Raw genomic sequence first — 21,114 nt, forward strand, 5'->3', positions numbered from 1 at the left:
ACCGCCTTATTCACCGGCCGCTCGTGAAGCTGGGCTTCGCGTTCCGCAGGCTGGAGGACGGCGCGTTCAACTTTACGATCCAGCATCGGAAAAAGGACGAATTCGGCTATTTGTACGCCGCCTTCAACGACATGGTCGGACGCCTCGGCAACCTGATCCAGGACGTGTACAAGGCGAAAATACGATTTCAGCAGTCGGAGCTGAAGCGGCTGCAATCGCAAATCAATCCTCATTTTCTGTTCAACAATCACTTCATCTTATCCCGGTTGATCAAGTCGCAAAATTACGAGACCGCCGAGCGCTTCTCGCGTTATATCGGCGAATATTTGCAGTTCATCACGCGCGATGCGGCCGAGGAGATGACGCTGGAGCGCGAAGTGGCGCATGCGCTCGTCTACATCGAACTGCAGACGTTCAGCTTCGCCTCCAGGGTCGCGGTCGACATCGGTCCGCTGCCCGAGTCGGCGCGACAGCTTCTCGTGCCGCGGCTTATCTTGCAGCCGATTATCGAGAACGCCTACAAATATACGTTCGAGCGCAAAATCGCGGGCGGGCGGCTGAGCATGCGTTTCGAGGCGTCGGCGGAGGAGGAGGGCCTCGTCCGCATCTTGATCGAGGACAGCGGCGATACGTTGGACGACGCCGCGATCGAGGAGCTGAACCGACGGCTCGCGATCTCGCCGGACGATGCGGCGGAGAGCACCGGCCTCGTCAACATCCATCAGCGTATCCGCATCCGCCTCGGCGCGCCTTCGGGCCTGCGCTTCGGGCGAAGTTCGCTTGGCGGTCTGCTGGTGGAGCTGACGCTAAAGCCGACGAAGGGAGAGGAGCCATCTTGAACCGACTGCTGATCGTCGACGACGTCGCCATTATCGTGGACAGCCTGTTCGAGCTGATGGACGAACTGCCCGGGTTGGAGCTGGAATGCTACAAGGCGTATTCGGCGCCGGAGGCGCTTGCGCTGCTGGAGCGGATCCGGATCGATATCGTGCTCACCGACATCAAAATGCCGGAGATGGACGGATTGGAGCTGCTCGATCGAATCCGCCGCCGCTGGCCGCGCTGCAAGGTCGTCTTTTTGACCAGCTACAACGAGTTCGAGTATGCGAAGCGGGCGATCGCGTCCGGCGGCTTCGATTATTTGCTGAAGACGGAGGACGACGACAAGATCGTCGGCGCCGTTCGCCGGGCTGCGGAGGCGCTGCGCGAAGAGGAGAAAATGGCGCATTCGATCGAGTACGCCAGACGTCAGCTTGAGACGTACCGGCCGACCTTGCAAAGGGAGTTTTTCCGCGAGCTGCTTCAAGGCCGTTGGACGGAAGAAGAGCGGCTCGCCGAAAGGCTGGAAGAACTGGGCTCGCCGCTGGCGGCGGACGAGCCGCTGCATCTGTTGATCGGTCGGATCGACGAGCGGCCCCCTGACGAACGATACGCCGACCGGACGCTGCTGCCGCTCTCCATCCAGCGAATCGTGGCCGAGATGGCGGGAGATCGGTTGACTTTTTTTTGCGCTGCCGTACGATTCCTTTAGAATGGTCTGGTTTGTTCAGCAAAAGGGAGACGGCGGCATCCAGCCGTTCCTCGCGGAAACGCTGGCATCGGTTCAGACGGCCTGTTGCCGGACGCTGCAGGCGACGGTATCGTTTATGCTCGCCGGACAGGAGACCGCCTGGCGGGATACGGCCGATACGTTCCGGCGGCTGAGCGCGCAGATGGGCCGCGGCATGGGGCTGCGTCCGGGCGCGCTGCTGATCGGGACGCAAGCCGGCGGGGACGCCGCCGCTCCGGAGGGCGGCGCGGGTGCGGAGCGGCCGCGCTTTCGCTTCGACGGCCTGGCGGAGCTGTCCGCGCTGCTCGAAAACAATCGCAGGGACCTGTTCTTCCCGGCGCTGCGGGAGCTGGCGGCAGCCGCGTCGGAGGCCGGCGCGGAGGAGCGCACGGCGCTCCGCTTGGGCCTGCGGGCGCTGCTGCTGGCCTCCGATGCCGGCGGCGAAGAACGTCAGCCCGGCGGCGGCTTCGACGATCCCGACGAGCCCGGCTGGGAAGAGGAGCTGGCCGACTTCGCCGAGCAGGCGGAGCGGCTGTTCGAGCGGCGGCGCCAAGGGCAGGCGGAGCGGGAATCGGAGGTGCTGGCGACGATCCACCGTCATATCGACGACCATCTGGGCGACGATATCTCGCTGAACCGGCTCGCCGATCTCGTTCGATTGCACCCTTCGTATTTGTCCCGGCTATACAAAGAAATGACCGGCCGCGGGCTGTACGATTACATTTCGGAGCGGCGTCTTGCCGCGGCGCGCAAATATTTGCGCCAAAGCTCGCTGAAGGTCCACGAGATCGCGGCGGCCCTCGGCTACAATTCTTCGTTTGCTTTCGCGCGCTTTTTCAAAAGCCAGACGGGCGCTACGCCTCAGGAATATCGTCAATTCCCGGACGGCTCCGCAAGTAAACAATAGTGGTCGTCATGTCATCAGATGAGCGTGGAAGGGCTTCCTTTCCGTTTTTATAATGAAGTCGTAAAGCAGCGCAACTTATTCGGAAGGGGCGAAAAAGGTTGACAAAAACAGGAAGAGCGTGGCTCGCCGCGCTGCTGATCGTGGCGCTCGGGACGACGGCGGCATGCAGCGACGGCGGCGCAGGGAACAAAAGCGAAGGGCAGGGAGAAGCGTCGGCAGGCGCGTCGCAGTCTCCGAGCCAGACGGGCGGCGACCAAAGTCCCGATGCACAGCCGGAGGACATCATGGCCAAGTACGATCCGCCGATCGAAATATCGACGGGCGCTTCGGTCAATCCGACGGTCGTCTGGAATCCGGGCGAGAGCATCGACAAGAACAGCGTCTACGACAACTACGAGCAAGAGCTGGGCATACGGGTCAAAAACAAATGGGCGGTCGACACCAGCCAGTACGACGCCAAGGTAAAGATCACGATCGCCTCCAACGATTTGCCCGACTTTATGTACGTGCAGCGGGCCGATCTGGATCAGCTGGTCAAGTCCGACATGGTGATGGATCTGACCGACCTGTACGAGAAGTACGCGACCCCCCGAGACGAAAAAGTTTCTGACGGCGGACGGCGGGGCGCAGCTCGATTCGGCCAAATCGGACGGCAAGCTGATGGCCATCCCCCCGCACGGACGCGCCGTACGTCCCCGCGCAAATTTTGTACATCCGCAACGATTGGTTGAAAAAGCTGAACCTGCAGGCGCCGAAGACGATGCAGGACGTCCTGAATATCTCCCATGCGTTCGCCACGATGGACCCCGACGGCAACGGCAAGCCGGACACGATCGGCCTGTCGCTGCAAAAAAGAAATACTGGCCAGCGATTCCGGACTGATCGGCTACTTTAGCAGCTATCATGCCTATCCCGGCAAATGGATCAAGACCGCCTCCGGCCAGGTGGAATACGGCGGCATCCAGCCCGAGGTGAAGACGGCGCTGAAGCAGCTTCAGGACATGTTCAAGGCCGGCGAGCTGGACAAGGAATTCATGGTCAAGGACAGCAGCAAGAGCGCGGAGCTGCTCGTCTCCGACAAAGCCGGCATGGTGTACGGCCCGTTCTGGATGCCCAGCTGGCCGCTGCAGGGCGGCGCGGTCAAGGACGGCAAGGTCGTGCAGGACTGGGGCATTTACGAAGTTCCGTCGATCGACGACAAGCCCGCCATGCAGCCCGTCGATCTCGGCGTCACCGGCTACTACGTCATTTCCAAAAAAGGCCAAGCATCCGGAGGCGGTGTTCAAGCTGCTGAACCGCTGGGTGACGGCGCTGACGCGCAACGACCCGACGGAGGACGTCGCCAAATATTCGCAGGGGTCGCTGAAGGACAAGCCGCAAGCGTATTACACGTTAAATCCGGTGCTCGTCTACAACATCGGCGCCCAGCTCTATTCCGGCGAGATGATGCCCAAGGCGATCAAGGCGAAGGATCCGTCCATGCTGAACAACGAGAACAAAATCAATTACGAAAACGTGATGAAGTTCGAAGCAGGCGACGCCAATCAGTACGGCGCCTATATGGCCTTCAAGGAAGGCGGCTCGCAGCCGTTGCTGTATCAGTATTTTCAAGAGGGACGCTATTTGACCAACGCCTACTCGGGTCCCCCCGACCGCCACGATGGCGGATCGCTGGGCGACGCTGCAGGCGAAGGAGATGGAAGTGTTCACGAAGATCGTCACGAACGGCGCGTCTGTCGACGAATTCGACAAGTACGCGGAGCAATGGAAGACGCTGGGCGGCGCGCAGATTACGCAGGAAGTGAACGATTGGCTGCAGGCGCACTAACAATAGCGGCAAGTCTGTCGTCGGGGGCGGGCGAAGGCGCGTTCCCCGATCGACAGCGGGAGGTCATGTGGTGAAAGCTTCGAGATGGAAAAATCAATGGCCGCTTCATCTGATGATTTGGCCGGCCGTCGCGCTTCTGTTCGTCTACAGCTACGTGCCGATCGCCGGCGCCCTGTTTATGGCATTTCAGAAATTTAATCCGGCCAAGGGCGTGTTCGCTTCCCCATGGGTGGGGCTGGATAATTTCCGGTACATCTTCAGCATGCCGGATATGGGCCGCGTGCTGTTCAACACCGTCTACATCGCGGCGATGAAAATCGTCGCCGGGCTGCTCGTGCCGATCGCCTTCGCCCTGATGCTGAACGAGGTGCGGGTCGCCGCGGTCAAGCGAACGTTTCAGACGCTCGTTTATTTGCCCCATTTTCTCTCCTGGGTCATCCTGTCGGGCATTTTGATCGACATTTTGTCGCCGTCCGAAGGCATCGTCAACAAGGCGATCGCCGGGCTTGGCCTGCAACCGGTGTTTTTTCTGACCGACAACCGCTGGTTTCCGTTCGTGCTCGTCGCCTCCGACGTCTGGAAGGAATTCGGATACGCGACGATCATTTATCTGGCCGCGTTGACCTCGATCAACCCGGCGCTGTACGAGGCCGCCGAGATCGACGGGGCGAGCCGCTGGAAGCGGACGCTCTACGTATCGCTCCCCGGGATGGCTCCGATCATCGTCCTGATGGCCGCGCTCAGTCTCGGCAACGTGCTGAACGCGGGCTTCGAGCAAATTTTTAATTTGTACAATGCGCTCGTCTACGAGAGCGGCGACGTCATCGATACGCTCGTCTACCGGATCGGCCTCGAGCAGGCGCAATACAGCGTCGCGACGGCGGTCGGCTTGTTCAAGTCGCTCGTGTCCATGTTTTTTTATCGTCATCTCGTACGGTCTGGCCTATCGGTTCGCCAATTACCGGCTATTTTGAACGAAAGCGGGGTGAATGCTCCTGTTAGCAGCCCGGAAATGGAAAGACGGCTGGTCGGGCGGCATCCTCTATGCGATCCTGCTCGTGTCGTCGCTGCTCTGTCTGTTCCCTCTTATCCATGTGATCGCCGTCTCGTTCAGCTCCTCGCACGCGGCGGCTTCCGGCAGCGTCGTGCTGTGGCCCGAGGAGGCGACGCTGTCGTCTTACCGCTTCGTCTTCCGCCAGCGGCAATTTCTCGAGGCGGCGTGGATCTCGGTGAAGCGTGTCGCGCTGGCGACGGCGGTCGGCTTCGTACTGACCAGCCTGGCCGCTTACCCGTTGTCGCGCGAGCCGCGCGAATTTGCCGGCAGGACGCTGTACGCCTGGTATTTTGCGTTCGTTTTGTTTTTCGGCGGCGGACTCATTCCGCTTTATATGACGGTCAAGGATACGCATCTGCTCGACACGATCTGGGCTTTGGTCATTCCCGGCGCCGTGCCGGTGTTCAACGTGCTGCTGCTGCTCAATTTTTTCCGGGGGCTGCCGCGCGGGCTGGAGGAGTCGGCGAAGCTGGACGGCGCCGGCCACTTTAAAGTGCTGCTGCGGATCTACCTGCCGCTGTCGCTGCCGGCGCTCGCCACGACGACGCTGTTCACGATGGTGGCGCACTGGAACAACTGGTTTGACGGCCTGATTTATATGAACGCCAAGGACAATTATCCGCTGCAGACGCTGCTGCAGACGATCGTCATCGCCAAGGACGCGCAGTTCTCGTCCATACAGGACGCGGCGGCGATGGCGCTCATCTCGGACAGAACCGTTCATTCGGCCCAAATCGTCGTAGCGGCGCTCCCCATCCTGCTCGTATACCCGTTTTTGCAGCGGTTTTTCATAAAAGGCATCGTACTCGGAAGCGTCAAGGAATAGCGACGAAGCGCAAAGGCTGGCGTCGGGCCGTACAGGGGGCGTCAGCCGGTTGGTCCGGATAGCTTGCGCTTCGGCGGCGATACGTTCGCTTGTAGAAAAGCAAGGTCGTCCAGAAGGCCGCGCGAGGAGGCGGAAGAAGAGGCGGGGCGGCGGCTTTTTTTGCAAAATAAAGATCGCGCCGCATGACGGCCGATCCCCTGAGGAGGACTATAATGAGTATCCGAACTTCCCCTTGGCGACTTCTGTCCGCGATTTTCCTGCTGCTGGCGCTGGCGATTCCGACCGGCTACGCCGCTCCCGCCGACGCCAAGACGCCGCCCAAGGCCAAAGCGCTTTCGTTCGCGGGCACCGTATACTACGTCGATTCCGCCGGCGGCAGCGACAGCAACAACGGCCTGACGCCGGCGACGGCCTGGCAGACGCTCGCCAAAGTCAACGCGACGACCTTCGATCCCGGAGACGCCATTCTGTTCAAGGCCGGGGGCGTATGGACGGGCACGCTCTGGCCGAAGGGCTCGGGCGACGCCGCCGATCCGATCACGGTCGGCAAATACGGCAGCGGCCGCGCGCCGCTCATCAACGGGGCGGGCGCGGCGAACGCGGTTTATTTGTACAACCAGCAATATTGGGACATCTCCGATCTGGAAGTGACGAACGACAGCGCGACGGCATCCAATCGCAGGGGCGTCTACGTCGTCGGCGAAAATGCGGGCACGCTGCATGCGATTCATCTGCGCAATTTGTACGTCCATCGGGTGAAGGGCGACAATACGAAGGATGCGGGCGGCAGCGCGGGCATTCTCGTCGAGGTGAAGGGCACGACGGTGCAAACGTCGTTCGACGATGTCCTCATCGAGAACAATCGGGTTTCGTCCGTGGACCGTACCGGCATCGCAACCTTTTCCAGCTGGCGGTACAGCGCCGGCATCGGGTATTCCGGACCGGCCTGGGTGCCGCTCACCCATGTCGTCGTCCGCAACAATTTCGTGAGCGATACGGGCGGCGACGGCATCACGCCCCATGTGACGGACGGGGCGCTGATCGAGTACAACGTGGTGGACGGCTTCAACGTCCGCTCGGGCACCTTCAATGCCGGCATATGGACATGGGCCAGCGATCACGCGGTCATGCAGCACAACGAAGTTTACAATGGCAATACGCCGATGGACGGCATGGCCTTCGACATCGACCACGGGCAGACCGGCACGGTCGTCCAGTACAATTACAGCCACGACAACGACGGCGGCTTCGTGCTCGTCTGCAAGGACCCGGCGGCCGGCTTCGTGCGCGACAGCGTCATTCGCTACAACGTGAGCCAGAACGACAATACGCAAATATTCGGCTTCTGCGCGGACTCCGAGAATACGAAAATCTACAACAACACCGTCTTCGTCCATCCCGATACGGCGCCTTATTTGATCGCCGTCGGCTCCTCCGCGGCGAGCGCCTACTGGGCGAACAATATTTTTTACAATCTCGGCGAAGTCAGCTACCTGATGAACGGATCGGCCAATACGTTCGAGCACAATCTTTTTTACGGCTATCATCCTTCCAATGAACCGTCGGACGCGAACAAAATAACGTCCGATCCCAAGTTCGTCAGTCCCGGCAGCGGCCGCGACGGCATGGATACGCTGGACGGCTACCGGCTGAAGACGGGCTCCCCCGCCCTTGGCGCCGGCAAACTCGTGGCCGGCAACGGCGGCGCGGATTATTGGGGCAACGCGGTATCCGCTTCGGCGGCGCCGAATATCGGCGCGTATAACGGCGCGGGCGTGACGCCGCCCAATCTGACGGTCAATCCCGGCTTCGAGACCGGCAGCCTGAGCGGCTGGACGACCGTGAGCGCAGGCTCGAGCCCCGCATCCGTCGCCAGCGGCGACGTCCGGGCCGGCGCCTACGCCGCCAAGATCTATCCCGGCGCTTATCTCGAGCAGACGGTGACCGTCCAGCCGAACACCACGTACACGCTCAAAGGCTGGGCGAAGCCGACTGGCCCGGGCCTGTTTCCCGGTCAGGTGTGGATCGGCCTGCAGGATGCCGCCAATCCTTCGCTGAACGGCTTCTACGAGATCGGCATCGCCGTTTGGAAGCCGGCGATTACGACCTTTACGACCGGACCGTCCACGACGGCCGTTAAAGTGTACATCAATTATACGAGCGGCGCCGACTATGCGCTGATCGACGATGTCGAGCTGACCAAAAACTAACGTCCGAACGACTGGGCGGCATAAGGGGGGAAGGAGCGCGCCGCTCCTTTCCCTGCCCGCTCCGGCGGCGGGAGGGGGTGAGGTCTTGAGGACGATTTCCGGCAAAGGAAGGTCCGTCGGACGGTGGGTCCGGCCGACGGTCGCGCTAGTTGCGCTGGCTGCGTTGTGCGCGGCGGCGGTTGCGCTTGTCCTGTCGGCCAAAGGCGCGTCGACGGCGGCGATTCCGCTTCGAATCGACGGCGAACCGGTCGAGGCGGCGGAATATATGCTGCTGCTGGACAACGAGCGCGCGCCGACCATCGCCGAATACGGCGAACGCTACGGCATCGAAGCAGACAGCGGAGCGTCGTTCTGGACGACGGTGCTGGACGGCGCGACGCCGCTCGATACGGCCAAACGGCGGGCGCTTGCGCAGTTGACGCGAATCAAAGTGCAGCAACGGGAGGCGGTGTCGTACGGCTTGCTGGGCAGCGATTCGTACGCGTCTTTCCTGAAGCGGCTGGAAAAGGAGAATGCAAGGCGGGAACGGCTTGTCGCGACGGGAGGCATCGTATACGGTCCGACGAAGTACGATCTTGCGGACTATTACGACTATTCGATGTCGAACCTGCGCAACCGGCTGATCGAGGTTATGGGACCCCGGCTGTGGCCGGCGGACGACAAGACGCTTCTGGCTTTTTACGATTCCGTCAAGGATGCGCGCTACCGAAGCGACGGCCCGGCCGATTTGTCTTTCGAACGAATCAGGGACGTCGTGCGAAACGATTACTGGTCTTCCCGTTTTCAGCAATGGACCGACCAAGCGGCCGCGGCCGCGAAGATCGAGATCGACGAGAAGGTTTACCGCGAGCTCGGCTATTGAACAGGAGCAAAATGAAAAGCAGCGTTTAAAGGAGAACCGAAACCGTGACTATACACGAAAATGAAAGCGGCTGGATCGTCCGGGCGGCGGACCGGCAGCTTGAGATCGATACGAATACGCTTGTCCTGACGCTGACCGATACGGCCGCCGGCCGGAGTTGGAAGACCGTCCGGGGCGAAGATCATATCCTGCTTCGGACGGAGGAGGGAGAGCGGCTCGTCCGGCTGGCCGACGCAGCCGTGAAGACATTCGAGATTCGGCGCTCGGGCTACTATGAAGGCGTCTATGCGACGCTGTCGGGCTTCCCCCGAGGCGGACGGCGCGAGCGGCGACGCGCAGCGGCATTTGTCCGTTCGGCTGTCCGCGCTGCTGTACACGCAAACGGGCGAGCTTGTGTGCGAGCTGCACCCGCTGGAACGCGATGCGGGAGACATCGTGCATATCGCCTGGCCCGCGCCGTTCGGGTTCGGGGGGAGAAGCGCCGGGGCGCTATACGGCCGTGCCGATGATGCAGGGCTTTCTCGTTCCGGCCGACTGGGAGGCGGAGATCGTCCGCTATGAGGACGGCTTTCTCCATGGCCGCGACGCCTATATGCCCTGGTGGGGTCAGACCGACGGAGCGCACGGCTACACGGCGATCGTCGATACGTTTTGGGACGCCAAGGGCAACTTTGACCATGCGCCGCGATTGCATTCGCATTTCGGCGTCCGCTGGCTGCCCGCGCTTGGCCGCTACGACGACAACCGCAGCGTGAGATACCGGTTCGGTTCGAAAATGGACTATGTCGACATGGCGAAAATCTACCGGGCCTACGTCAAATCGATCGGCCGGTTCCGCTCGATGGCGGAGAAAATCGCCGAAAATCCGCGCGTCGGCCGGCTGCGCGGAGCGGCGGTCGTCAATACGCTCATTCACTTCTACGCCGTGCCGGAATCGGACTATTACGACCCGGACCATCCCGAGAAAAACGACGAGCGGCATTCCTTCGCGCTTCGGGCCGAGCAGCTGGCCAAGCTCAAAGACGCGTACGACGGACCCGTTTACGTCCATCTGGACGGATGGGGCCAGCGCGGCTACGACAATTTGCATCCCGACGTGCTGCCGCCGAGCCCGGTCAACGGCGGCTGGGAGGGGATGCGGCTGTTGCGGCAGCGGTGCGAGGAGCTCGGTTATTTGCTGGCGCTTCACGATCAATACCGCGATTTCTATCACGACGCGCCGAGCTACGGTGCGGAGCAGGCGGTGATGGATCGCGACGGCAACAACGAGCTGTGCACGATATGGCCCGGCGGCGCCCATCATTTTCTGAGCGCCAGTCTGGCCAAAGGTTACGTCGAACGCAATTACGAGCGGCTCGAGGCGGAGGGCGTCCTGCCGGACGGCGCGTATCTGGACGTCTTCGCCGTCATCGCGCTGGAAGAGGATTATCATCCGGCCCATCCGATGACCCGCAAGTCGTGCATGGAGCACCGACTGTCGTGCTTCCATTCCATCCGCTCGCGCGGCTTGATCGCCAGCTCCGAAGAGCCGGTCGACTGGGCGCTTCCGGCGCTCGATCTCGTTCATCACGGTCCGTACGCGCGCGATCCGAATCCGGGCAAAGGGCCGGTCGTCGGCATCCCGGTTCCGCTGTTCTCGCTCGTTTACCACGACGCGGTGTTTTTGCCCTGGTTCCCGGGCGAAGGGGGAGTGGGGCATTCCGCCGGAGGATTGGGGATTCCTGCACGGCCTGCTGAACGCCGGACTGCCGTGCCTGAACATCGAGCCGACCGCCGAGGAGGCCGCGCTGGCCCGCGAGATGTCGGAGCTGCACCGCCGGGTCGGCTGCCTGGAGATGACCGGGCACAGCTTCGTCGACGGCAATGTCCGCAGGCAGCGGTCCGTCTACGCCGACGGCACCGTCGTCGAGATCGACCTCGATACGAAGGCATATGCCGTCCGGTACGGAGAGGAGCCGGCCGATGTCCGCAGTCCGGGTCTATAGGTCAGAGCTGGCGATTCCGACGTACCGGCTGCTCGAGGAAGACATCAACCCGATTTTGGACAAGCGGCTCGATCCGTATCCGTATCCGATGCAAAACGCGATGCAGCGCGAGAAGGAAGAAGCGCTGTACGAGGCCGTTCATCTCGAAAACGATTATTTGCATCTGATCGTTCTGCCCGAGCTGGGCGGACGGCTGTACAGCATGCTCGACAAGCGCAGCGGCGAAGAAGCGCTGTATCGCAATCCCGTCATCCGGCCGCGGATGATCGGCACGCGCGGCGCCTGGTTCGCCGGGGGCATGGAGTTCAATTTCCCGATCAGCCATTCGCCGACGACGATGTCGCGCGTCGACTGTCAGACCCGGGGCAACGAGGACGGCAGCGCGTCGGTGCTGATCGGGGGCATCGAGCAAATGTCCTTCATGCATTGGCAGGTCGAGCTGCGGCTGCACCCGGGGCAGGCTCGTCTCGAGCAGCGGGTGACGCTGCGCAATCCGACCGCGATGGAGCACAAGTATTATTTCTGGACGAATACGGCCGTCGCATACGACGACAGCGTCCGGCTCGCCTACCCGTTCGACTGGTGCGTCAATCTGGACGACCGGTACGCCAAATGGCCGTACTACAAAGAGATCGACTGCCGGCTGCCGCAGCAGATTCCTTACGCCTACGAGACGTTCGGCAAAGGCATGACCGGCGACAGCTTCGGGGCCTACAACGGCAATAAAGACGCCGGACTCGTCCACGTCGCCGACCGCCGCAAGCTGAAGGGCGCCAAGTTTTTCGTCTGGGGCAACGACGACAAGGCCAAGGCGTGGAACCGGGCGCTGACCGAGAACGACGATCAATATATCGAGGTGCAGAGCGGCCCGTACGAAAGCCAGAACGTCTATAAGTACCTGAAGCCGCACGGCCGGCTTCAATGGACCGAGTACTGGTATCCCGTTTTCGGAACGGGGGGGCTTCCATCAAGCGTCGGAGGCCGTCGCGATTCGCTGGAGCCCGGGGCAGGGGGGAGGCTACGCTCGTCCTGTCGGCAACCGAAGCGCTGCCCGGCTGTCGGCTCGTCGTGGGACGCGGGAGCGCGGCGCAGGAGATTGCCCTGGATTTGTCCGCGGAACGTCCGACGACCGTCAAGGTGCCGGGCGATTGGTCCGCTCCGGCCGGCGGCCTTCGGCTGCTTCTGACATGCGGGCAGCGGCTGCTGCTCGACATCGACGGCGATCCGCCATGCGACGCGGAATATCCGGATCACGACCTGTACGAGGACGCGCGCGTAACGGTGCTGCAGGACGAATCGGCTAGCGTGCTGAAGCGGGCGCAGTGGAGCGAGTCGCTCGGGCTGACGGCGGACGCGATCGCGCTGTACGGCGAACGGCTGGCGCTCCGTCCGGACTGCCAGGAGTCGCTGCTGCGGCTCGGTCTGCTGTATTTGAAAAGCTTCCGCTGCGAGCGGGCGGCGGACTGCTTCGAGCGGCTGCTGCGCGATAACAACCGCAACGGCTGGGCCCGCTACTACTTGGCCGTGACGGAGCGGGAACGCGGCAATACGCGCAGGGCGCAGCGGCTGTTCGCCGATATCGGCGCCGACGCGGAGAGCTTCGACGCGGCATTGATCGAGCTCGCCGGCATGGACATCGCGGCAGGACGGTTCGCGGACGCGATGGCGGCCTGCGCGCTGCTGCCGGAGGAGAACGCCGACGGCCGTCTCCTGGCCGCGATCGCCCGCCGCCGCGCATTCGCCGGCGCGGGCGCCGCGGAAGCCGGGGAAGCCGCGCGGGCCGCAGCGCCTTCAAGCGCGCAGACCCGAACGCCGTCATCCGCGCGGGAGCGAAGCCTGCCGGAAGATGCGCAGGGAATGGCGGAGCGTTATTTGACCGAAGGCTCCGATGCCGCCAAGGCGTCTTTGCTGGAGCTGACCCGCGGCGAAGCGGACAGCCTGCTCCCGATTGCCCTGGCCTACGCAGAGCTGGGGCTGACCGCGGATGCGGCATCGCTGCTTGCGCTCGTGCGGCGGCCGGGCGCGAAGACGCGGCTCGCCCAAGGGCTGCTCCGCCTGACGGACGCCGGAGACTCCGCTTTGCTGCTGGAGGCGCTGCGAAAGGACAGTCTGGACCGCGTCTTTTTTGAAGGAACGGCCGCTGCTGCGGGCGCTGGAGCGAGTTCGTCCGCTCGATACCGGCGGCGCTGCCGATTATTTGCTCGGCATCGCCTGCTACGCCGCAGGCGATCGGGAGCGCGGGGCAGAGCTTCTGCTGGACGCCTATCGGAAAGGGCTTCGCCATACGTCGCTGCTGCGCAGCATCGGCTACGTTCGGCTGACGGCGCAGGGCGACCTGTCCGGCGCCGCAGACATACTGGCGGAAGATGTGGCCGTGAACGGCGGGACAAACGAGGGAACGCTCTGCCTGCTCGACGATATTTACCGGCAGCGGGGCGATCTGGCGGCGCGTCTGGCGCTCCTGCCTTATATGGAACGGGCGGGCAACCGGACGCTTGTCGTCGTGCGTATGGTCGATCTGCTGCGGGAAGCCGGGCAGGAGGAACGCGCGCTGGAGCTGCTGGAGACCGAGCCTTTCGAAAACTGGGAGGGCGAGGAGATCAGCGGACCTTGCTACCGCGATACCGTGCTGTCGCTGGTCCGCAAGAAGCTGGCGAACGGCGATATCGCCGCCGCCGCGGATTGGGCGGACCGGATCGACCGCTATCCGGACAATCTGGTGTACGGAGAGCCGATCCATCTATCCCGCTCCGAGGTGAACTTCGTTCGGGGGCAGGTGAGCGCCGCGCGCGGCCGGACGGAGGAAGCGGCGAGCTATTGGCTGGACGGTTATCGGGAGCTGGAGCGCGAGGAAATTCCGAAGACCGAACGAAGCAGGCAGTACAGCCTGCGATGTCTGGCGGAGCTGCGTCGCATTCGGCCTTAGATGGACAGGACCTTGATTCCCCCCTATTCCGGCATTCGGAAATAGGGGGGGATCAAGGTCTTTTCCGACGGCGAAAGAGCGTTGCGGCGACGACGAGCAGCATCGGGAGCACATAACAAAAATTGTTGAGAAGCGGCCAGACGACGTTCACCATCTCGTTGAGCGACGATTCCTTCGTGTAGGTCGTGATGGACAGCAGCAGGCAAACAAAGGCGACCGGCAAGGTGAACAGCCTTTCGTCGCGAAGGTTCAGCCATTCGACGACGGTGCGGACGAGGATCAACAGCAAGATCGTGGCCTTGAAATAAAAACCGACGATCAGGGAGAAGCCGATCACGGATTCGATCCTTTCGACGAATTCGCGAATGACGATGAGGCGCGCCAGCTGAAACAACGAGTATTTGAGGTCGCCGGTCAGCGGTCCTAATACGAGAAGGCTGCATACGAGGGAGAGAAGAAGGAGGAGCCCGTTGACGGCGAGGGCGATATAAAGGTGCTTGCCGACTTTAGACGCCTCCTCCCGCCGGACGAGCTGCAGGATGAAGGCGAAGACGATCAGTTCGGAATAGGGAAATCCGTAGGCGATATACGCGGCGCGAAACACGGCTCCCGTATCGCTCGGCAGCAACGGCAGCAAAAATTCAGGCTGGAACAAATTCGATACCATGATCAGGACGATGAAGATGAAGGCGATCATCAGCGCTAGCAGCAGAGCCGACATTCGCGCGACGACGACGATGCCGGCTCTTGCGGTGAGGGCGATCATGACGAACATGAGCGCGTGAACGACGCTCGTAGGCGTTTCCTTCAGCATGGTGCTTTTGAAAAACAATCCGATCTCGCTGACGATGCCGGCAACGTTCCAGAACATGAGGACGATGAAAGGAAGCATCAGCGCGCCTGCAGGCAGCTTGCCGAACGCGCGCCGGGCGCTTTCGAGCAGCGACCGTTCGGGATTTTTCCGGTAAAGGTATAAAATGCAGGCGAGATAGACGGCCCCCATCCCCCACGCCATGATCAGAGAGAGCCACGACCCGGTACCGGCTTCGTGGGTTAGGGGGGGCAGGAATCAGCACGATGGACGATCCGGTCATGAAAAACAGAAACAGCGTGGCCATTTGAGCGGAACTTACCTTTGACGGCTGTTGCATGGGCTGCCGATACCTCCTATTAAAAACGGGCCGGTCGTACGATACCGATTAAGACATGGACTTGACCAGCTTTCCGGCCGGGTCTTTGAGCAGATCGAACAAGGTGTTCAGATTGGGCCAATCCAACCTGTGCATGGCGAAAATAATGCCGAGATAAACCGCAACGGCCAGCAGCGAGCCGTATGCGGCCTTCTCGCGTTTTCGGGCGCGACGGAGCTGCGCGAGATCGGCCGTCACGATGGCGAGGGAGAGAATCGCGAAATAAGCGATTTTGTCCAGCATCCGTTATTCCTCCTCCTGGCTGAACGGCGTTCCGATGTCCATCCCGGTGCCGACGACTTCCGTCTCGATGTCGAAGCGGAATCTGACTTTTGCGAATTCGTCGTTCCACGTCGGTTCCTTTTCCTTCCACAACTTCGGATGCCGTCTGGCGATTCGATTGCCGATCCCGAGCGCATCCGTCCCGTACTGCTGAATCGTTGACACGGTCCGCTGAAGCTGTTCCTCCACGGTATCGCTGACCTGCTTCTCGAATCTTTTCGTTTCTTTCGGCGTATCGAGCTTTGAGCACTGCAGTTCGCCGATCGTGCCCCGGATGCGAATGCGCATGCCGACGGTGACGCTTCCTTCTTCATCGGAGGAGATCTTCGTCTTGTTGGAGAAAGAAAGCACTTCGAGCGATTCGGCGCTGCCGATTTGCGGCGCGGACGATCCTTTGCAGGGAATGGTAAGGATCCCGGTCCGATAGCGGTTGTCCAGCATCATGAACATGGCCGTGCTTTTGTTGTCAAGCTTCCCTGCCAGCTTGCCTTTTTTTTAAAATCGCGAGGCCGGAGACGATCGTTTCGTTCCTCTCCTCTTCTTGTTGAAGGTAAGGAATGACGGCGACCCGGGCCGGGCTTTTCATTTGAATCGCCAGATCGAACAGCGGGATGCCTGACGTTTTGGCCGAATAACGGGCGCCCTCGGTCTCCATGCGCTTGTATTGCTGGCCGATCGTCTCCTCGATAAACGGCTTGAATGTCAGAAATCGTCCCGCGTCGCTCTGGGCGACCAACGGAAGAATGGTACCCCGGGGCTCATGATCTCTGGAGAAGAAGTCCAGCACCTCTCCGGCATCGTGGGTTTTCAGCAGCTTCTCTCCGAGCAGGATGACCCGCATATGATCCCATTTTGCCTTGCGCCCCAACTTCATCGGAATCTCGCGAGTCGCTTCGAAAAGCGAAACGCCATGCGTATGAATCGTTAAGACCGGCTTCTCCGACGGTTTGGCAGAGCCGGCCGTTTGGGAATAGGTCGGATTGTAAATTAACGTCGTTAGCGCAAAGGAGCCGTCCTGCGCCTCGTCGATCGCGACCGCTTGCACATAACCGTATTCGTCCATTTCTTTGTTGTCCCAGCAACCGGACAAGCCGATCGCGACCGACAGGATCGCAGCCCACTTGCTCCAAGATGTGAGCGTCATGGCTGCGGTCCGTTCGCGGAGCGCTTGCGAAAGCCGGAACGCATTGGACGCCGGGGCGGCACGAACAGCGAGTCCCTGAGCTTGCGCGCGCGAAGCGGCGCCAGCGGCGACAAGTAGGGCTCGCCAAGCGAGCGGAGACAGGTCAGATGCAAATAGATCAGGACGAAGCCGACCATAATGCCGAGTCCTCCGAACGAAGCGGCCAGGAACATTAACGGGAATCGCAATATCCGAAGCGCGATCGCCATGTTGTATTGCGGCAAGGCAAAGGATGCGATCCCGGTCAGCGCGACGACGATGACCATCACGGGAGAAGCGATCTGCGATTGAATCGCGGCTTGTCCGATGACCAACGCGCCGACGATGCTGACCGCGGAGCCGATCGGCCGCGGGAGACGAATGCCGGCTTCGCGAAGCAGCTCGAAAAAAAACTCCATGATCAGCGCTTCGACCATGGCCGGGAACGGGATTCCTTCGCGCGAATTCAAGATGGCCAGCAGCAGCACGGTCGGGATCAGCTCGGAATGAAAGGTCGTGAGCGCAATGTACGAGCTTGGCAGCAGCAGGGCGATCACAAACGCGCTTATGCGCAAAAAGCGGATCAGCGTCGCGTAGACGATGCCGTAATAATAATCCTCGCTCGTTACGAAGAACTCCATAAAGCTGGCCGGGCCGATCAAGACGGAAGGGCTGCCGTTCACGAGCGCGACGATCTTCCCCCTCCAGCAAGGCTGCGACGACCGTGTCGGGCCGTTCGGTATAACGAACCTGCGGGAACGGGGATAGACGTTTGTTGTTGATCCAGCTCTCCAGATAGGACACGTCGAGTATTTCCTCCGCGTCGATGCCTTTCGCGCGAACGCGAAATTGCTCCAGCGCCGCCGGGTTGACGGCATGCTCCAAATAGCCGTAGACGAACCGTCTGCGACTATGCTCGCCGGCGTTCATGTAATGGAACTTCAGGCGGCTTGTTTTCAGCAAGCTTCGGATCACGCCGACATTGCTGTCAAGATCCTCGATCGTGCTCGCATGCGGCCCCTGTACGTTCGGCTCGGTGATCGGCTCGGACACCTGACGCTTCACGATATCGAGCGCCCGAAAGGCCAGCGCGCGATGCCAGCCGTCGATCAAGACGACGACGCAGCCATCCAGAATGCTGGCAACGACTAGCTCGACGGTGTCCAGCAGCTCGGCGGCCGGCTCGGAGACGCCATGCCGTTCGAAAAATGCGATGAATGCTTCGAGACGGACGGATTCGGCCGGCCCGACCCATGTCGTCGTCAGATTTTGGAGCGCATCCTTAAAGTCGTTATGCCGGCGGTGATTGACCAGCGTTTCCAGAAAAACGGAGCAAGCGCCGTTTTCAAGTCCGATACCGAAATGCCATGGAAAAGCTTTTAAATCTTCGCAGTCCGCGAAGCTTCTATTCACAAGCGCCATCGCGTCGCTTAATCGAGAGGGCAAAGGCGCGCCGTCCAACGGATCGTCGATCGGAGAAGGGGGGAAGCTGACCGGTCATGATAGCGCTCCTTCGCGATTGGTCATTGCTTCCATATTTATTCCCCGTCGAGGATTGGCATATGCAGATCCATCCGGCAAGCAGTTCCCGCGAAAACGGCGAATCGACGCGGAGCGCTTGAAGGAAGCGCAGCCTCACCGTCAGCGATGCAGCCTGCGGTAATGCTCGGGCGTTTTTTGTTCGAGTCGGCGGAACGTCGATACGAAATGGCTGGCGTCGAGAAAGCCGACCTGGACCGCGATGGCTTTGATCGTTCGATCGCCCGGGCCTACAAGCTCTTCCTTCGCTTTTTGAATGCGCAGATGGATTAAAAACTGATAGGGACTCATGCCGGTCGCCGCGCGAAACAGATGATTCAGATGCTGGGGACTAAGCCCGGCGAACCGGGCCATATCCGCCAGTCCGACTGCCGGATCGCGGTAGACCTCCTCCAGATAGCGCATGAGCGGCAGCAGCCGCTCGTGGTAGTGCGACAGCGAGCGCATATTGTCGGCGCGGCCGAATTTTTTAATATCCGTCAGGAAGCGGTACAGCATGACGGAGCTGTCCAGACCGGCGAATCCGTAGGGAGCGCCGGCTATTTTGCTTGCCTTTTTTGTGCACGATCGCGAGCGGAGACGACGGCTCCCAGCTGATGACCGTCGACTCGGCCAAGTCCAGCGCGCCGAGAATCGCGCCGATCTGCGCGCCTCCGAACGTGACGTACCAGGTGGACCACGGATCGGTCAGCGGCGTGTAAAAATGCGGGACGTTCGGCTTCAGCAAAATGCCTTCATTGGCCGACAGCGTAATCTTTTGGCCCGAGAAACGGAACTCTCCCGCCCCGGCCGTCGTATGCAGCCAATGGTAGCAATGATAGCCGTCGGGACGATCGAACTCGCTTTCGCCTTCATTCCATCCGAATGCCTCGATGTACATCGGCAGCTTTTTGTCCAGGTGGGTCAGCATCATTTGTTTGCGGTAGTGTTCCATCGGATGCCTGCCTTCATTATTTTATATGCCTGATTGATTATAACAGATATGAGCGCATCGAACGCCCGATGCCGAACTGGACTCCCGGCAATTAGCCAAAAGCGGAAACGCAAAAAGGAACGATGCAGAAATTCCTCTGCCTCGTCCCTTTTTTACATTTTCACAACCTAGGCGCCATTGATGATCCGGTCCGCGTTACTTCCCCGCGACTTCATCCGCGCCGTCCAGGAGCGCCATCAGCATCGCTTCGCCGACAACACGATCGAACGGTCCCCAGCCGGGATCTTCGTTTCCGAACGTGTGATTGACCATATTGCCCTTGAGCTCCGTCACGAAATATTTGCCGAACCGGTGCAGGTTGTCGAAGTATTCGAACCCGCCGACAAAAGTCACCCCGTATTCGGCTGCAAGTCTGCGGTACAGGGCGTAAAACCGGCGGATGTTGCGTTTCGCGGCGTGCTTGGTGAAGAGCGGATTGACGCCGTTCGCCATCACGATCATGCAAGCAGCGCCGTATTCGAGGATTCGTTCGACGATGGCTCTGACCGTTTGCTCGACTTGCGCTTCGGATCGGCCGGAGCATGCGTCGTTGATCAGATACTCGAGCACGACGAGGTCCGGGGCCGCGGCGAGCACTTCCTTTTCCAGACGATGAATGCCCATCGCCGATTGCTCCCCGCCGACCGCGACGTTCGAGCTGAACAGCCTGGATTCCGGATGCCGCGCGCGCAGGCCCTCCATGACCCGATAAGGCCACAAGCCCGAGCGGGTCGCGCTCTCGCCGAAAAAGGCGATGCGCAGCGGACGTCCTGCCGACAAGGCCTGCCGGAAGCCCGCGAGATGAGCGGGCTGCTCCAATGGAATGGCCGTCGCCGGCGCGGCGCCTGCCAGAACCGATCTGCGATCCAGGATCATCTCCGGTATCGCTTCGATGGTGAATGACAAAGTCGCGTCGATCGCCTCCGTCGGCGCCTTCGGGAAGGCGAGGCACAGCCCCCAATCCACTTCGAAGCCGTATGCCGATTCGATGAAGAGCGGCAGCTCTTCGTCCCAATCGAACGTTCGCGGGGACGTCCAGCGCAGAGTGTCCCGCGTCAGCGTCAATCCGGTGCCGTAATCTTCGCCCGTCGCGGCGGTCCGAATCCGGGGGGGCTCCGCCGGGCGTCGCTTCGATTTCAATAAAATACGTCCGTCTGACCATATCTTCGTATCGGCCGCGAAGCGCGACGGGCGGGGAGGCGGCGGACATGCGCGACAGCGTGCTCTCGCCGCCGTACACGCAGGACTGTCCCCAGCCGGTGAAAATATGGGCGAGCGCGAAACCGTCCCTAACAAGCGGCGGCTCGGGCAGCAGCAGCTCCCTGGCTTCCGGGGCTTCCGTCTCTCCCTCGACGACCTTCAGAGAGCCGTCCGCCCCGAGCACGATCGCGTCGTACCGGCAAAGCCATACGTCATAGTCGAGCGAGAGTTTTTGGCCGTCCGCGATCCGTCCGCCCGGCATGCGTTTCACCGTACCCCAATGATAATCGTACGCATAGTCGGCATCGGGCGCATACTTCGTCCCGCGATCGTCCGAATACACCGACAGCGAACCCGGCACCATGCGCTGGTAGGGCGCGCCGCCGCTGCCGCGAATATCCTCGCCGTTCCACCAGGAAGGCGAGACCGAGCCTTCGCCGCGCATCGCGTAGACTTGATCGCGATACTGCCGCCGGCCGGCTGGCCGAATCGGCAGCTGTGCTTCGCGCGGCACTTCGTAGACGCGGTCCCCGATCGTCAGACGACCCGGTTGCACGATTACCGCCATCGAGGCGGGCGCGGTGGAAATCACGGAAAGACCGGAAACTTGCGCGTTCAAGG

25 protein-coding genes and 2 pseudogenes are annotated in these 21,114 nt (G+C 61.3%); 15 read left to right on the forward strand and 12 right to left on the reverse strand.

Going from position 1 to position 21,114, the window contains the following annotated elements:
* Nucleotides 1–8 precede the first annotated feature (8 nt).
* The 5 genes from OMP40_RS05240 to OMP40_RS05260 all read left to right on the forward strand — a co-directional run bounded on the left by OMP40_RS05240 (nucleotide 9) and on the right by OMP40_RS05260 (nucleotide 3,351).
* On the forward strand, nucleotides 9–839 hold the full coding sequence (locus OMP40_RS05240; RefSeq protein ID WP_277529801.1) for a sensor histidine kinase: 831 nt from the start codon (nucleotides 9–11) through the stop codon (nucleotides 837–839).
* Nucleotides 836–1,531: a response regulator gene (locus OMP40_RS05245; RefSeq protein WP_277529725.1), complete on the forward strand. Its 696-nt coding sequence runs from the start codon at nucleotides 836–838 to the stop codon at nucleotides 1,529–1,531. Before OMP40_RS05240 ends, OMP40_RS05245 begins: the two co-directional genes overlap by 4 nt.
* Before the next feature lies 1 nt (nucleotide 1,532).
* Entirely contained in the window at nucleotides 1,533–2,456 is a 924-nt protein-coding gene (locus tag OMP40_RS05250; RefSeq protein ID WP_277529727.1) for a helix-turn-helix transcriptional regulator, read from the forward strand.
* Between the two features lie 98 nt (nucleotides 2,457–2,554).
* Entirely contained in the window at nucleotides 2,555–3,187 is a 633-nt protein-coding gene (locus OMP40_RS05255) for a hypothetical protein (protein WP_277529730.1), read from the forward strand.
* Nucleotides 3,184–3,351: a hypothetical protein gene (locus tag OMP40_RS05260; protein ID WP_277529732.1), complete on the forward strand. Its 168-nt coding sequence runs from the start codon at nucleotides 3,184–3,186 to the stop codon at nucleotides 3,349–3,351. Before OMP40_RS05255 ends, OMP40_RS05260 begins: the two co-directional genes overlap by 4 nt.
* Nucleotides 3,352–3,450: 99 nt before the next feature.
* Here OMP40_RS05260 and OMP40_RS05265 read toward each other — a convergent pair whose 3' ends face one another.
* Nucleotides 3,451–3,630 carry a hypothetical protein gene (locus tag OMP40_RS05265; RefSeq protein ID WP_277529734.1) on the reverse strand — a complete coding sequence of 60 codons (180 nt, stop codon included), beginning with the start codon at nucleotides 3,628–3,630 and terminating at the stop codon, nucleotides 3,451–3,453.
* Between the two features lie 104 nt (nucleotides 3,631–3,734).
* Here OMP40_RS05265 and OMP40_RS05270 point away from each other — a divergent pair, with 104 nt between their 5' ends.
* The 8 genes and pseudogenes from OMP40_RS05270 to OMP40_RS05305 all read left to right on the forward strand — a co-directional run bounded on the left by OMP40_RS05270 (nucleotide 3,735) and on the right by OMP40_RS05305 (nucleotide 12,407).
* Nucleotides 3,735–4,358: a hypothetical protein gene (locus OMP40_RS05270; RefSeq protein WP_277529735.1), complete on the forward strand. Its 624-nt coding sequence runs from the start codon at nucleotides 3,735–3,737 to the stop codon at nucleotides 4,356–4,358.
* A pseudogene (locus tag OMP40_RS41215) lies at nucleotides 4,355–5,258 on the forward strand (ABC transporter permease). Before OMP40_RS05270 ends, OMP40_RS41215 begins: the two are co-directional and overlap by 4 nt.
* Nucleotides 5,259–5,273: 15 nt before the next feature.
* Nucleotides 5,274–6,164 (forward strand): carbohydrate ABC transporter permease, encoded by an 891-nt coding sequence (locus tag OMP40_RS05280; protein WP_277529737.1) that lies wholly within the window; start codon nucleotides 5,274–5,276, stop codon nucleotides 6,162–6,164.
* Nucleotides 6,165–6,376: 212 nt separating this feature from the next.
* A complete protein-coding gene (locus OMP40_RS05285; RefSeq protein WP_277529739.1) occupies nucleotides 6,377–8,374 on the forward strand; it encodes a carbohydrate binding domain-containing protein in 1,998 nt (665 codons plus the stop codon).
* Between the two features lie 85 nt (nucleotides 8,375–8,459).
* Nucleotides 8,460–9,236 carry a hypothetical protein gene (locus OMP40_RS05290; RefSeq protein WP_277529740.1) on the forward strand — a complete coding sequence of 259 codons (777 nt, stop codon included), beginning with the start codon at nucleotides 8,460–8,462 and terminating at the stop codon, nucleotides 9,234–9,236.
* A 44-nt stretch (nucleotides 9,237–9,280) separates the two neighbouring features.
* A complete protein-coding gene (locus OMP40_RS05295) occupies nucleotides 9,281–9,745 on the forward strand; it encodes a hypothetical protein (RefSeq protein ID WP_277529741.1) in 465 nt (154 codons plus the stop codon).
* Nucleotides 9,742–11,388, forward strand: a complete 1,647-nt coding sequence (locus tag OMP40_RS05300; protein WP_277529802.1) for a DUF5696 domain-containing protein — start codon at nucleotides 9,742–9,744, stop codon at nucleotides 11,386–11,388. Before OMP40_RS05295 ends, OMP40_RS05300 begins: the two co-directional genes overlap by 4 nt.
* Entirely contained in the window at nucleotides 11,277–12,407 is a 1,131-nt protein-coding gene (locus OMP40_RS05305; protein ID WP_277529742.1) for a DUF5107 domain-containing protein, read from the forward strand. The genes OMP40_RS05300 and OMP40_RS05305 overlap by 112 nt, the downstream gene beginning before the upstream one ends.
* Nucleotides 12,408–12,471: 64 nt before the next feature.
* On the opposite strand, the gene OMP40_RS05310 is transcribed toward OMP40_RS05305, so the two are convergent.
* Both OMP40_RS05310 and OMP40_RS05315 read right to left on the reverse strand, forming a co-directional pair.
* Nucleotides 12,472–12,720, reverse strand: coding sequence for a hypothetical protein (locus tag OMP40_RS05310; protein WP_277529743.1), 249 nt, complete (start codon nucleotides 12,718–12,720; stop codon nucleotides 12,472–12,474).
* Nucleotides 12,721–13,036: 316 nt separating this feature from the next.
* Nucleotides 13,037–13,264, reverse strand: coding sequence for a hypothetical protein (locus tag OMP40_RS05315; RefSeq protein ID WP_277529745.1), 228 nt, complete (start codon nucleotides 13,262–13,264; stop codon nucleotides 13,037–13,039).
* A gap of 82 nt (nucleotides 13,265–13,346) precedes the next feature.
* Here OMP40_RS05315 and OMP40_RS05320 point away from each other — a divergent pair, with 82 nt between their 5' ends.
* A complete protein-coding gene (locus tag OMP40_RS05320) occupies nucleotides 13,347–14,147 on the forward strand; it encodes a hypothetical protein (RefSeq protein WP_277529746.1) in 801 nt (266 codons plus the stop codon).
* 52 nt (nucleotides 14,148–14,199) lie between these two features.
* Here the strand turns inward: OMP40_RS05320 and OMP40_RS05325 are convergent, their stop codons facing one another.
* The 9 genes and pseudogenes from OMP40_RS05325 to OMP40_RS05365 form a co-directional block, all read right to left on the reverse strand.
* Nucleotides 14,200–15,162, reverse strand: coding sequence for a GerAB/ArcD/ProY family transporter (locus OMP40_RS05325; RefSeq protein WP_277529748.1), 963 nt, complete (start codon nucleotides 15,160–15,162; stop codon nucleotides 14,200–14,202).
* 184 nt (nucleotides 15,163–15,346) lie between these two features.
* Nucleotides 15,347–15,580, reverse strand: coding sequence for a hypothetical protein (locus OMP40_RS05330; protein WP_277529750.1), 234 nt, complete (start codon nucleotides 15,578–15,580; stop codon nucleotides 15,347–15,349).
* Between the two features lie 3 nt (nucleotides 15,581–15,583).
* Nucleotides 15,584–16,069 (reverse strand): Ger(x)C family spore germination C-terminal domain-containing protein, encoded by a 486-nt coding sequence (locus OMP40_RS05335; protein ID WP_277529752.1) that lies wholly within the window; start codon nucleotides 16,067–16,069, stop codon nucleotides 15,584–15,586.
* Nucleotides 16,070–16,085: 16 nt separating this feature from the next.
* Entirely contained in the window at nucleotides 16,086–16,763 is a 678-nt protein-coding gene (locus OMP40_RS05340) for a Ger(x)C family spore germination protein (RefSeq protein WP_277529817.1), read from the reverse strand.
* Entirely contained in the window at nucleotides 16,760–17,464 is a 705-nt protein-coding gene (locus OMP40_RS05345) for a spore germination protein (RefSeq protein ID WP_277529805.1), read from the reverse strand. The genes OMP40_RS05340 and OMP40_RS05345 overlap by 4 nt, the downstream gene beginning before the upstream one ends.
* A 73-nt stretch (nucleotides 17,465–17,537) precedes the next feature.
* Nucleotides 17,538–18,203, reverse strand: a pseudogene (locus OMP40_RS05350) (spore germination protein); the annotation flags it as partial.
* 219 nt (nucleotides 18,204–18,422) lie between these two features.
* On the reverse strand, nucleotides 18,423–18,818 hold the full coding sequence (locus OMP40_RS05355; RefSeq protein ID WP_277529754.1) for a helix-turn-helix domain-containing protein: 396 nt from the start codon (nucleotides 18,816–18,818) through the stop codon (nucleotides 18,423–18,425).
* Entirely contained in the window at nucleotides 18,790–19,254 is a 465-nt protein-coding gene (locus tag OMP40_RS05360) for an AraC family ligand binding domain-containing protein (protein WP_277529756.1), read from the reverse strand. The genes OMP40_RS05355 and OMP40_RS05360 overlap by 29 nt, the downstream gene beginning before the upstream one ends.
* A gap of 195 nt (nucleotides 19,255–19,449) precedes the next feature.
* Nucleotides 19,450–20,433, reverse strand: a complete 984-nt coding sequence (locus tag OMP40_RS05365; protein WP_277529758.1) for an SGNH/GDSL hydrolase family protein — start codon at nucleotides 20,431–20,433, stop codon at nucleotides 19,450–19,452.
* Nucleotides 20,434–20,501: 68 nt separating this feature from the next.
* Between OMP40_RS05365 and OMP40_RS05370 the strand changes: the two genes are divergently transcribed.
* Nucleotides 20,502–20,711, forward strand: coding sequence for a hypothetical protein (locus tag OMP40_RS05370; RefSeq protein ID WP_277529760.1), 210 nt, complete (start codon nucleotides 20,502–20,504; stop codon nucleotides 20,709–20,711).
* Nucleotides 20,712–21,114 lie beyond the last annotated feature (403 nt).

Source organism: Cohnella rhizosphaerae (assembly GCF_029525575.1).
Taxonomy (GTDB): Bacteria; Bacillota; Bacilli; order Paenibacillales; family Paenibacillaceae; genus Cohnella; species Cohnella rhizosphaerae.